The organism is Microbispora hainanensis, from assembly GCF_006874475.1.
GTDB lineage: Bacteria > Actinomycetota > Actinomycetes > Streptosporangiales > Streptosporangiaceae > Microbispora > Microbispora hainanensis.
In genome coordinates this window covers 18442-31107 of record NZ_VIRM01000078.1, presented here as the reverse complement: position 1 = coordinate 31107, position 12666 = coordinate 18442, and the positions used below count along the sequence as shown (strand labels likewise).

9 protein-coding genes and 1 pseudogene are annotated in these 12666 nt (G+C 69.4%); 7 read left to right on the top strand and 3 right to left on the bottom strand.

Features of this window, described 5'->3' with window-relative positions:
• Together FLX08_RS37545 and FLX08_RS37540 are read right to left on the bottom strand one after the other, a co-directional pair.
• Positions 1–657: pseudogene (locus tag FLX08_RS37545) on the bottom strand (hypothetical protein); the annotation flags it as partial.
• Between the two features lie 146 nt (positions 658–803).
• The gene (locus tag FLX08_RS37540; protein ID WP_244313177.1) at positions 804–1901 is read right to left on the bottom strand and encodes an ADP-ribosylglycohydrolase family protein; all 1098 of its coding nucleotides are present in this window, start codon (positions 1899–1901) and stop codon (positions 804–806) included.
• A 126-nt stretch (positions 1902–2027) separates the two neighbouring features.
• On the opposite strand from FLX08_RS37540, the gene FLX08_RS37535 reads away from it, so the two are divergent.
• From FLX08_RS37535 to FLX08_RS37520, 4 genes are all read left to right on the top strand, one after another.
• The gene (locus tag FLX08_RS37535) at positions 2028–3191 is read left to right on the top strand and encodes an ROK family transcriptional regulator (protein ID WP_142625017.1); all 1164 of its coding nucleotides are present in this window, start codon (positions 2028–2030) and stop codon (positions 3189–3191) included.
• Positions 3192–3270: 79 nt separating this feature from the next.
• Positions 3271–4167 carry a polysaccharide deacetylase family protein gene (locus FLX08_RS37530; protein ID WP_142625016.1) on the top strand — a complete coding sequence of 299 codons (897 nt, stop codon included), beginning with the start codon at positions 3271–3273 and terminating at the stop codon, positions 4165–4167.
• Between the two features lie 122 nt (positions 4168–4289).
• Entirely contained in the window at positions 4290–5585 is a 1296-nt protein-coding gene (locus tag FLX08_RS37525) for an MFS transporter (RefSeq protein WP_208761920.1), read from the top strand.
• An 81-nt stretch (positions 5586–5666) separates the two neighbouring features.
• Complete coding sequence (locus FLX08_RS37520; protein WP_244313176.1) at positions 5667–7697, top strand: beta-galactosidase; 2031 nt, start codon at positions 5667–5669, stop codon at positions 7695–7697.
• Here FLX08_RS37520 and FLX08_RS37515 read toward each other — a convergent pair.
• Entirely contained in the window at positions 7672–8733 is a 1062-nt protein-coding gene (locus FLX08_RS37515; protein WP_142625015.1) for a LacI family DNA-binding transcriptional regulator, read from the bottom strand. The genes FLX08_RS37520 and FLX08_RS37515 overlap by 26 nt on opposite strands.
• A gap of 291 nt (positions 8734–9024) precedes the next feature.
• On the opposite strand from FLX08_RS37515, the gene FLX08_RS37510 reads away from it, so the two are divergent.
• The 3 genes from FLX08_RS37510 to FLX08_RS37500 all read left to right on the top strand — a co-directional run bounded on the left by FLX08_RS37510 (position 9025) and on the right by FLX08_RS37500 (position 12636).
• A complete protein-coding gene (locus tag FLX08_RS37510; protein ID WP_142625014.1) occupies positions 9025–10017 on the top strand; it encodes an ABC transporter permease in 993 nt (330 codons plus the stop codon).
• On the top strand, positions 10014–10886 hold the full coding sequence (locus FLX08_RS37505; protein ID WP_208761919.1) for a carbohydrate ABC transporter permease: 873 nt from the start codon (positions 10014–10016) through the stop codon (positions 10884–10886). The genes FLX08_RS37510 and FLX08_RS37505 overlap by 4 nt, the downstream gene beginning before the upstream one ends.
• Before the next feature lie 76 nt (positions 10887–10962).
• Positions 10963–12636, top strand: a complete 1674-nt coding sequence (locus FLX08_RS37500; RefSeq protein WP_142625012.1) for an ABC transporter substrate-binding protein — start codon at positions 10963–10965, stop codon at positions 12634–12636.
• The last annotated feature ends 30 nt before the right edge of the window (positions 12637–12666 follow it).

The window sequence follows — 12666 nt, the reverse complement described above, 5'->3', positions numbered from 1 at the left end:
GTGATGGGTGAACGGCCCGATCTCCGGGCCGGTCTTCTCCGCTTCGAGCAGCTCTGCGACGGTGTCCCGCAGAAGGCGGCAGAGTCCTGAAGTGACGCGAATGAGGTCGCGAACCGATCGCGGAGGGTCGGGAGCCCAGAGTAGAAATTCTCTGATCAACGCGTCGAACGCGGTCAAGCTCGCATCGGATCCGTTCAGCCGGACGATCTTTCCGGGGACACCGTTCTGATACCGAATCCAGTCAGTGCCGTCGCTGTAAATCAGATTGGGGAGCTCGCGCAGGCGCTCGCATTGCCGGCGCTCCCGCTCGCTCGCGCGCCAAGTGGGAGATTCGGGAACACTACGTCCGGGAGCTTTCAGCTCTACGTAGCCCACTCTGGAGCGCTCCACATCAACGGCATAATCAGGGCGTGATCCGATATCGTGCAGTGGCACCTCGCCGTAAGGAGTGACCCGCAGGCCCATCCGTGTACCGAGCCGCTGAAGGATTACCTCGAGCGGTGCTCGGAGCTGGTCCTCAGGATTGCCACCTCGGCCGAGTTTTCGTGCGACCTGACGGCGGAAATCCGCCACGATATGTGGCAAGGTGTCGCGCTGAGAAGACCTGGCCGTGCTCTCGGGGGATTCTCCCGTCCGCAACGGATTGCGCATCGTCATGTGCTCCCGGGGGGTCAGGGCTCTCTATTCACCATGAACGCCCCTGTTCATCTGTCAACACTCCCGCAAGGGACTTATGTCTTCATGACACGCGGCCCGTAACGGAACGGAACGACTCGGGAGACCGACGGTGAGCGGTCACGGGGTCAGCAGCCGGGGTATTTGCCGTGGTCGAGGCGGCCGCCGGTGAACTGGGTGGTGAAGTCGTCGGCGAGTTCGACGATGGTGTCTTTGCCCTCCAGCCGCGACACCCAGTGCCCGGGAAGGGCCGCGTCGCCGTGCACCGTGCCGAGGAGGTTGCCGCAGAGGGAGCCGGTGGAGTCGCTGTCGCCGGAGTGGTTGACCGCCAGCAGCAGGGCCCGCTCGATGTCGTCGCCGCTCACCAGCGCGCAGTAGACCGCGATGGCGAGCGCCTCTTCGGCCACCCAGCCGCCGCCGAGCGTCTCCACCGCCTCGGGCGTCGGCTGCTCCGCCGTACCGGCCAGGGCGACCGCCGCCTCGATCGCGGCGGTGGTCTCCTCGTGCGCGGGCTGCTCGGCGAGCAGGCCGAGCGTGTCCTGTACGGCCGGAGGCAGCGGCGCGCCCTGGGCCAGGAGGCAGATCAGTGCGCCGAAGGCGCCGGCCGCGAGATAGCCGGTGGGGTGCCCGTGCGTGATCTGGGCGCAGCCGGCCGCGAGCGTGAAGGCGGCCCGCGGGTCGCGGACGGCCAGCCCGAAGGGGGCGGAGCGCATGACGGTGCCGCAGCCCTTCGAGCCGGGGTTGACCGCCCCGGGCATGCCGGGGGCGGCGAGCGAGCCGAGGCCGGCGCGCAGCCCGGACACGCAGGCGTTGCCGGGGGCGCGGCGGGAGTAGAGCCAGGTCTGCTCGCGGAGCCGGCCGGTGCGGACGAGGCCGTCGGCGGGCGGCGGCTGGCGGTGCTCCTGCGTGTCGAGCCAGCGCAGGTAGGCGTGGCGCACGACGTGCACCTCACCGCCGCCGATGCCCTTCTCCCTGACGCGTACGTCGGCGCGGATCAGCCCTTCGACGGTGAACAGCGTCATCTGCGTGTCGTCGGTGATCAGGCCGGTCTTGCCGCTCCAGTCGGGTGCGAGGCCGGTCAGCCCCGCCTCGCCGTGGTCGCGGCGGATGGCGGCGATCGAGTCGAACTCCACGGGCGCGCCGAGGGCGTCGCCGACGGCCCCGCCGAGCAGGCAGCCGCGCACCCGTGCCCCGAACGGAATATCACCCGTTTCGGCATTGCTCACGATGATCCCCTTTCTGCCTCCACTGAACCGTAGCGGTCTTGTGGCGGGGCCCGCCGATCGGATAGAAACGGCTCACCTTGAGTAGGAAAGTTTCCGACCTACTCGGGCCGGGACGCGAGGTGCAGCGTGAGCGGGAACTACCTGGCCGGGCCGCAGGGCCTGCTCTGGTCGATCAACGCCCGCGCGGTGCTCGACGTCATCGACCGTGAGGGGCCGCTGGGCCGGCCGGAGATCACCAGAGCCACCGGCCTGTCCAAGACCACCGTCGCCCAGGCGCTGCGCGAGCTCATCGCCCGCGGGGCCGTCGAGGAGGCGGGCGCCGACACCACGCGCCGCGGGCCCGCCGCGACCCTCTATCGGATCGCCCCCCGCTGCGCGCTCGCGCTCGGCGTCGACATCGGTCACCTGCGCATCCGCGCCGTCCTCGTGGACGCGGTGGGGGAGACGCTCGCCCAGGCGGAGACCCGGGCGCCGCGCCGCAGGGTGGCCGACACGGCGGCGGCGGTCGCTGCGCTCGCCGCCGAGTGCGCCGGACGCGCCGGCACCGAGCCGGGCGCCATCGGCCAGGCCGTCGTCGGCGTCCCCGCGGTCGTGGCGGGCGACGGTCACACCGTCAGGCGGGCCTACGGGCTGCCGCAAGGGGGCCGCGGCCTGGCCGAGGCGATCGGGAGTCACCTGCCCGTGCCCCTGCTGCTGGAGAACGACGTCAACCTCGCCGCCGTCGCCGAGCAGCGGTTCGGCGCGTGCGCCGACGTCGCCGACTTCGTCCTGCTCGGCGTCGGGGCCGGCATCGGCGCCGGGATCGTGCTGGGCGGCCGGCTGCACCGGGGCTTCGCCGGGGGAGCGGGCGAGGTCGCGTTCCTGCCCCACCCCGCGACCGAGCTCGGCACCGAGGTGCTCGGCGCCCGCCGCATCGCGGAGCAGGCCAGGCAGGCCGGCATCGAGGGCAGCCCGTCCCCGCGCGAGATCTTCGACAGCGCCAGGCGCGGCGACGAGAGGGCGCTCGCCGTGGTCGACGCGACCGCCCGCAGGATCGCCCACGTCGCGGCCTCCATCGCCCTCGTGATCGAGCCGGAGCTCTTCGTGCTCGGCGGCGCGTTCGGCGCCAGCGCCGACCTGCTGCTCGGCCGCATCCGCCGCCACCTGGCGAGGGACGCCGCGCCGCTCCCGATCAGGATCATCGCGAGCGGCGTCCACGGGGACGCGGTGCTGCGCGGCGCGTCCTGGCTCGCCCGCCATCGCGCGCGCGAACGCGCGTTCGCCGCCATCGTGGGCGGCCGTGCGACATGACAACAGGGGGACCGCATGACATGACGACCGGAGGGCCGTACGGCACGGACCCCACCGGGTCAGGGAAAGGGAACATCACGTGAACCTCGCGAGACGGCTCGGCGCCGGGCCGGACGACCGGTTGCTGATCGTGAACGCCGACGACTACGGCATGTGCCGGGCGGCCAACACCGGAATCACCTCACTGCTCGCCGCCCGCGCGATCAGCTCGGCGACCGTCATGACGCCGTGCCCGTGGGCCCCCGACGCGGTCCGTACGGCCGTCGCGGGCGGCTACGACGTGGGCGTCCACCTGACGTTCACCAGCGAGTGGGAGGGATACCGCTGGGGGCCGGTGACCCGCGACCGCGCGGTGTCCTCGCTCGTGGACGAGGCCGGCTACTTCCCCGCCGACTCCCGCACCGTGGAGGAGCGGGCCGACCCCGAGGAGGTCGGCGCGGAGATCGACGCGCAGATCCGCAGGGCCGTCGCCCTCGGCCTCGACCCGTCGCACGCCGACAACCACATGGGCAGCCTGTACGGCCTGGAGACCGGCCGTGACTTCCTCGACGTCGTCTTCAAGGCGTGCGCGGAGCACGGCCTGCCGTTCCGGCTGCCCAGGACCCTCGACGGGATGGGCCTTCCGGCGGAGCTGGAGCCGTTCGCGCAGGCGAGGGCCGAGGCCGCGGACGCGGCGGGAGTGGTGATCCTCGACCGGCTGTGGACGCTGCCCTTCGAGCTGGCCGAGGGGGAGACGTACGAGAGCGTCAGAAGCGACATGATCGGGCTGATCCGGGCGCTGCGGCCCGGCGTGACCGAGATCTACATCCACCCGTTCGAGGACGACGGCGAGCTCCGGCAGATCATGCCGCATCACGCCAAACGCGGCATGGAGCTGCGGCTGTTCACCGATCCGGAGGTCCGCCGCGCCATCGAGGAAGAGGGCGTCCGCCTCATCGGCTGGTCGGATCTGCGCACGGCCCAGAGGGCCCGATGAAGCCCCGCCCAGAGGGCCCGATGAAGCGCCATCAGGAGGGACCCGGCTCTGCGGGCCCGGTGGAGCCCGGCCCGGAGAGCGCGGTGACGCATGGTCCAGGGAAGCCCGGCTCTGCAGGCCCGGTGCGTCGCGGGCAGATGCTGGCCTACGGTTCGGGCAACCTGTCGGTCAACCTGCTCAGCCAGGCGTTCGCGACCTTCGCCACCTTCTACTACGTCGACCACCTGGGCGTCGACCCGTCGCTCATCGGTGTCGCCATGGTGATCCACGGCATCGTCAACGCGGTGCTCAACCCGCTCGTGGGGCACCTGTCGGACCGGACCCGCACGCGCTGGGGCAGGCGGGTGCCGTACATTGCGATCGGCATGGTGCCGCTGGCCGCGGCCTTCACCATGATCTGGATCCCGCTCGTGGACGGCGCGACCGCGCGGTTCTGGTACTTCCTGATCGTGGTGCTCGTCTACGACGTGCTGTTCGTCGTCGTGGTGCTGAACTACGTGGCGCTGTTCCCCGAGATGTTCGCCACCATCGCCGAGCGGGCCGCCGCCGCGTCGTGGCGGCAGATGTTCGCCATAGTCGGCATGATCGTCGGCGTCGCCGCGGCGCCCCTGCTGTACGGCGCGATCGGGTGGGCCGCCATGGGCGTGTCCTTCGGCGTGGTGGCGCTGGCCTTCTTCGCGCTGTCGCTGCGCGGCTCGGCCGAGCGGGTGCACGCGGAGCGCGAGCGCTTCGGGTTCCTCGCCGCGCTCCGCTACACGCTCGCCAACCGCGCCTTCGTCACGTACGTCACGGGCAGCTTCCTGTTGCAGCTCACCTTCGCCCTGCTGCAGGCGGGGATCCCGTTCTTCACGAAGTACGCCCTGGGCGAGGCCGACTCCGCCAACAGCGTCATCCTGGGCGCGGTGTTCGTCGTCGCGATCCCGATGGTCTACGTGTGGAGCCGGGTCACGACGCGGATCGGCCCGCGCCGTGCCGTTCTCGTCGCGATCGTCGTGTACGGCGCGGCGCAGGTGCCGTTCCTGCTCGTCGGGAGCCTCGCCCTGACGGCGGTGACCGGGGCCGCGATCGGCGTCGGGATCGCGGGCATGCTGGTGCTCCTGGAGATCCTGCTCGCCGAGGTGATCGACGACGACGAGCGCAGGACGGGCACCCGCCGCGAGGGGATGTACTTCGGCATGAACGGGTTCATCGTCCGCTGGGCGGTGTCCCTCCAGGCGGTGGTCATCACCGTCGTGCTGGCCCGATCGAACTACCACAACGGGGCCGTGGTGCAGCCGCCCTCCGTCGAGACCGGCGTCCGGCTGATGATGGGCGCGGTGCCCCTGGTGGTGCTGGCGCTGGCCTTCGGCTGCTTCCTCCTCTATCCGCTGCGCTCGGGCGTCCGCCCGCGCGACGAGAGCGCCCCGGTGGCGCACTGACCCCGCGGCCGCAGCATGGGATATCCGTTGACATTCCGCCGCCGAAACCCACGCACTCCGCCACACCCCGGGAGCTCCTCGATGACAGACCCTCGAATGCGCGCCTTCCGCGACCGTGTCGGCGGACTGGCGTACGGCGGGGACTACAACCCCGAGCAGTGGGACCCCGGCGTGTGGCGGGAGGACGTCCGCCTCATGCGCGAGGCGGGGGTCGACCTCGTGTCGCTCGGCGTCTTCGCCTGGGCCTCGCTCGAACCCGAGCCGGGCAGATACGAGTTCGGCTGGCTTGACGAGGTCATGGACCTGCTCCACGAGAACGGCATCGCGGTCAACCTGGCCACCCCCACCGCCGCGCCGCCCGCCTGGCTGTCCCAGCGGCATCCCGAGGTCCTCCCGGTCATGGCCGACGGCGAGCGGTTCGGCTTCGGCAACCGCCTGCACTACGACCCCTCGTCGCCGGTCTACCGGGAGTACGCGGCGAACATCACCACCCGGCTGGCCGAGCGCTACTCCTTCCATCCGGCCCTGGCGATGTGGCACATCAGCAACGAATACGGCCCCACGGCGTACAACGCGGCGGCCTCGGCCGGGTTCCGCCGCTGGCTCCAGCGCAGGTACGGCGACCTGGCGACGCTCAACGAGGCGTGGACCACGCGCTTCTGGGGGCAGGTCTACACCGACTGGGACCAGGTCGAGGTGCCGGGAGTCCCGCGCACCTGGATGAACCCCAGCCGCATCCTGGACTTCAAGCGCTTCACCTCCGACGCCCTGCTGGAGTGTTTCGTCGCCGAGCGCGACATCGTCCGCTCCTTCCGCGACGACATCCCGGTCGTCACCAACTTCATGCGCTTCTACCGGCACGCCGACTACTGGCGCTGGGCCCCCGAGGAGGACGCGGCGGCCCTGGACATCTACCCCGACCCCGCCGACCCGGACGCGCACGTGTCGGCGGCCTTCCAGTTCGACCTGTTCCGGTCGCTCAAGGGCGGGCGGCCGTGGCTGCTGATGGAGCAGGCGGCGAGCGCGGTCAGCCAGTGGAGGCTCAACGTGGTCAAGGAGCCCGGCCGGATGCGGCTCGGCTCGCTCCAGGCGGTCTCGCGCGGGGCCGACTCGGTGATGTTCTTCCAGTGGCGGGCCGGTCGGGGCGGGCACGAGCGCTTCCACTCCGCGATGCTGCCGCACTCCGGCCCGGACTCGCGCACCTTCCGCGAGGTCACCGCCCTCGGCCGGGAGGTCGGGCGGCTCGCGCCCGTGGCGGGGACGACCACGCGGGCCGAGGTCGCCGTGCTGTTCGACTGGAACGGCTGGTGGGGGCTGGAGGAGGTGTGGGGCCTGCCCCGCAACGACTTCAGCTACGTGGACACCGTCATGCGGCACTACCGGCCGCTGTGGGAGCACCACTACGCGGTCGACGTCGTGTCGACCCGGAGCGACCTGTCGTCCTACAAGGTGCTTGTCGTGCCCAACGCCTACCTGATGGACGACGAGGGCGTCGCCGCCGTCACCGAGTTCGCCCGCGGCGGCGGCACGGTCGTCATGTCGTTCTTCTCGGGCGTGGTGGACGCGTGCAACCGCGTGCGCCCGGACGGCTACCCGGGCGCGTTCCGCCGCCTCATCGGCGCGAAGATCGACGAATACTGGCCGGCGCGTCCCGGCGAGCGGTTCACCGTCGACTTCGCCGACGGACGTACGGCGACGGCGGACTGGTGGCGCGAGGACATCCACCTGGAGGGCGGCACGGCACTGGCGACGTACGCGGACGGGCTGCTCAAGGGACGCGCCGCGGTCGTCGCCAACGACTTCGGCGCCGGCCGGGTCGTCTACTTCGCCACCCTCCTGGAACAGGACGCCTTCGACCGGGTGCTGCTCGGCGAGCTGAGGGCGGCGGGCGTGGAGAACCGCTTCGACGGCCTCCCCGCCCACCTGGAGTGCGCGGTCCGCGAGGACGACCGGCACGAATACCTCTTCCTGCTCAACCACGACGCGCAGGCGTCCGTCGCCGTCCCGGTGGACGGCCACGGCACCGACCTGCTCACCGGCCTCCCGGCGTCGGGGGAGGTCACCGTGCCTCCCCTCGGGGCGGTGGTCATGCGCCGGGCGCGGCGGGTCTGACCCCGGCCCGGCCCCCCGGCGGCGCGGTGCTCTCGCGGACCACGAGCTCGTTCGCGAGGTCGATCCGGCTCGTGGCCGGCTCCACGCCGCGGGCCAGGTCGAGCAGCATCTGGGTCGCGACCGTCGCCATGTCGCACAGCGGCTGGCCCACCGTGGTCAGGGCGGGCTCGACCCAGCCGGCGACGGGCACGTTGTCGTAGCCGACCACCGACAGGTCCCCGGGGACGTCGAGGCCGAGCCGCCGGGCCGCGCGCAGGACGCCGAGCGCCTGCAGGTCCGACCCGGCGAAGATCGCGGTCGGCCGGTCCGGGCGCGACAGCAGGTCCATCGCGTGCTCATATCCGGCGTCGACGTAGAAGTTGCCATACCTGACGAGGTCGGGGTCGATGATGAGCCCCGCCTCGTCGTGGGCGACCCGGAAACCGGCGACCCGCGCCCTGCTGCACATCACGTCCTTCGGGCCGGAGACGACCGCGACGCGGCGGTGGCCCAGCTCCAGGAGATGACGGGTGGCGAGCAGGCCGCCGTCCCAGTTGTTCGAGCCGACCACGGGCACGGACTCGGCGATCTCGCCGTCGGTGTCGACGACGACGAACGGCACCTGCGCCCGCCGCAGCTTCCGCTGCTGCGACTGGGACGGCCTGGACATCACGAACAGCACGCCGAGAGGCCGATGGTCGAGCACACCGTCCAGCCACTCCTCCGGTGGCAGATGCGCCCCGTCGAGCTGGGACAGGACGACCTCGATCCGCGCGGCGGCGGCGACGGCGTCGACGCCTCGGATGATCTCCATCGACCACATGGAGTTCAACTCGTGGAAGACGAGGTCGATCTGCCCCTTGAGCGTGCGCCGCTTCGAACGGCGGCGGTACCGGTGCCGCGCGAGGCCGGCCTCGACGCGTTCGCGGGTGTCGGGCGCGACGTCGGGCCGGCCGTTGAGGACCTTGGAGACCGTGGTCACCGAGACGCCGAGCTCTTCGGCGATGGACGCGATCGTTGCGGGGCGCGGATCGCGGGCGGGGGAGGCGCTGGTCATCTGTCCGCTCGTCGTTTCTCCGAAAGTTTCGCGAAACTCTACCACCGGAAGGCGTCGGGATACACCGAGATCCAGGCGATATAGGGGTCGGTATGGGGTGAATCTCGCTGATTGACTGCCCTCTTGACGCACCCATGCCCGGGTCCTATATTTCCGCAATATTAATGGCAACTTTCGAAACTTTCGGTTCGCGCTGCCATGCCGCTTTTCGGGGCGGGGTGCGCGAAGCCGCCCCTATCGGCGGCCGCACGCGCCGCCGTGGATCCGTTCCGATGGCATCGGAGGCACGGGATGAGTACCACCAGGGCGATCGACGCGTCGCCGGACACCGGGGATCCCCGGCGGGCGAGGCCCGATCCCGCCCGTGCGCAGCGCCCCCCGCGCCGCACCTGGCGCCAGGCGCTACGCCGTGATTGGCAGCTCTACTCGCTGGCGATCCTTCCGCTGCTGTTCTTCGTGATCTTCCGTTATCTGCCGATGATCGGGAACGTCATCGCCTTCAGGAAGTTCCAGCCCGGCGGCAGCGTGCTCGGCGAGGAATGGGTCGGCCTGCGTTACGTGAAGATGTTCCTGAACGACCCGTCGTTCTGGCAGGTGTTCACCAACACCGTGGTCATCGGCGCGCTGACCCTGCTGTTCTGCTTCCCCACGCCGATCGTGCTCGCCCTGCTGATCAACGAGCTGCGCGGCCGGAAGGTGAAGCGCTTCGTCCAGTCGGTGTCCTACCTGCCGCACTTCCTGTCGATGGTGATCGTGGCCGGGCTGGTCATGGAGATGCTGTCGGTGGACGGCCCGGTCAACCAGCTCCTGCGTGCGGCCGGCAACGAGCCCATCGCTTTCCTCCAGGAGGCGGGGTGGTTCCGGACGATCTACGTCTCCTCGGAGATGTGGCAGACGGTCGGCTGGGGGACGATCATCTACCTCGCCGCGCTCACGACCATCGACGAGCAGCTGTACGAGGCCGCCAGGATCGACGGCGCGAGCCGCTGGCGGCAGGTCTGGCACGTGACCCTCCCCGGCATCCGGCCGACCGCGGTCACTCTGCTGATCCTCAACGTCGGCACGTTCATGGCCGTCGGTTTCGAGAAGATCCTGCTGCTCTACAACCCGCTGACGTATCCCACCGCAGACGTGATCTCCACGTACCTCTACCGGATGGGCATCGTCTCCAACAGCTTCAGCTACGCCGCGGCGATCGGCCTGTTCGAGGCCGTGATCGGGCTGGCCCTGGTCATGTCGGCGAACCTGATCTCCCGGCGCACGGTGGGGACGAGCCTGTGGTGACCGTCGACAGGACCCGCGGCCACCGGGTGTTCCGGGTCGTCAACACGATCGTCCTGACCGTCGTCGTGCTCGTGACCCTGTATCCGTTCGTCAACATCGTCGCCCGGTCGCTCAGCGACGAGTTCGCCATCCGCGCCGGCAAGGTCAACCTCGTTCCCGTCGGGTTCACCTTCCGTACGTACGAGTACGTGGCCTCCGACCCGACGTTCTGGACCAACTACCGCAACACGGTGGTCTACACGGTCGTCGCCACGGCCATCGCGATGGTGATGACCACGTGCTACGCGTACGTGCTGTCGAAGAAGCACCTGAAGGGCCGCACGGTCCTCATCGGGATCGCGGTCTTCACGATGTTCTTCACCGGCGGGCTCATCCCCAACTACATCCTCATCTCCAGCCTCGGGCTGAAGGACAGCATCTGGGCCATCGTGCTGCCGAACGCGATCAGCGTCTTCAACCTCCTGGTGATGAAGGCCTTCTTCGAAGGCCTGCCGGTCGAGCTGGAGGAGGCCGCCGCGATCGACGGCATGAGCACCTACGGCATCCTGTTCCGGATCGTGCTGCCGCTGTCGAAGGCGGTCCTCGCGACGATGGTGCTGTTCTACGCGGTGTCGTTCTGGAACTCGTGGTTCGCGGCCTTCCTCTACATGAGCCAGAACGACCTGTTCCCGGTGACCGTCTACCTGCGCAACCTCATCGCCGGCGCCACCACGGGCACGTCCGTCGGCGCCGACGCCACCGACATGACCGTGGCCACCAACATCAAGTCCGTGACGATGGTGCTCACGGTCATCCCGATCCTGGTGGTCTACCCGTTCGTCCAGCGGTACTTCGTCAAGGGCGTCATGCTCGGCGCGGTGAAGGGATAACACGCCGGACCTCTCATTCCGCATCAACTCAGCCCGTTTCCCCAGCTCATTTCACCAGGGAGAGGACCCCCCTTTCATGCACGAGATCAACCGGCGTCAGGCGATGGTCGCCGTGGGAGCCTTCCTCGCTCTCGCCGCCTGCAGCACCGACGGCGACTCCGGCGGCGACTCAGGCGGCGCCAAGCAGAGCGGTGACGGCTTCGCGGCGAACCGGGACGGCGCGATGGCCGACTACGGCGTCGGCAAGACGTTCAAGGCCGCTGCTCCGCTCACGTTCAGCATCCTCTACAACAACCACCCGTTCTATCCGATCAAGAACGACTGGCTGTTCTGGTCGGAGCTGACCAAGCGCACCAACGTGACGCTGGAGCCGAACGTGGTGCCGCTGAGCGACTACGAGAACAAGCGCAGCCTGATGATCGGCGCGGGCGACGCTCCCTTGATCATCCCGAAGACCTACCCCGGCCAGGAGACCCCCTTCGTCGCCTCGGGCAGCGTCCTGCCGGTCAGCGACTATCTCGACCTGATGCCGAACTTCAAGGAGAAGATCGCCAAGTGGAACCTGCAGGCCGACCTTGACACGCTCCGGCAGGCGGACGGCCGCTTCTATCTGCTCCCCGGTCTCCACGAGGACTACTGGACGGACTACACGCTCGTGGTGCGCAGCGACATCCTCGACAAGCTCGGGCTGGAGATCCCGCAGACCTGGGACGACGTGCACAACATGCTGAAGGCGATGAAGGCGGAGTATCCCGACTCCTATCCCTACTCGGACCGATGGGGCATCCCCACGCCGGGCGGCGCCATGCTGAACCAGGTCTTCGGCCTGGGCAGCGGCGTACGCGGCGGCTGGGGCTTCACGACCGGCATCACGTGGGACACCAATGCGCAGAAGTTCGCCTTCACCGGCGCCATGGACCAGTACAAGCAGATGCTGCAGTTCCTCCACACGCTGGTGGAGGAGAAGCTGCTCGACCCGGAGAGCTTCACGCAGCAGGACGACCAGGCGATCCAGAAGCTGGCGTCCGGCAAGTCGTTCGTGATCAGCGGCAACGCCCAGACGCTGGTGAACGAGTATCGCCCGCCCCTGAAGAAGGCCAACCCGAAGGCGAAGCTCATCAAGATCCCGGTGCCCATCGGACCACAGGGGCCGGTCAAGGCCGACGCCAACGACAGCCGGTTGGAGAACGGCATCATGATCTCCAAGAAGGCGCGGGACAGCAAGAACTTCGTCGCGATGATGCAGTTCATCGACTGGCTCTGGTACTCCGACGAGGGCCAGCTGTTCGCCAAGTGGGGCATCGAGGGGACCACCTACACCAAGGACGCGTCCGGCAAGTACCAGCTGGCGAAGGACGTCGACTTCGTCGGCCTCAACCCTGGCGCGCCCAAGCACCTGCAGAAGGACTTCGGCTTCTCCAACGGGGTGTTCGCCTACGGCGGCAGCACCGAACTGCTCCAGTCGACCTTCTCCGAGGAGGAGATCGAATGGCAGAAGACGATGAACGCCAGGCAGGCGCTGCCGCCGCACCCGCCGAGCCCGCTCAACGACGAGGAGCGCGAGCAGGCCGCGCTGTGGCAGACCCCGCTGAAGGACCACGCCAACCAGAACACGCTCGAGTTCATCCTCGGCAAGCGGAGCTTCGACGAGTGGGACGCCTACGTCAAGGAACTCGAGGCGAAGAACATGACGTCCTACGTCAACCTCGTCAACAGCGCCTACGAGCGCTACAAGAAGGAGCACGGCTGACCGGCCCGTGCCGGCCGTGCCCGACCCACG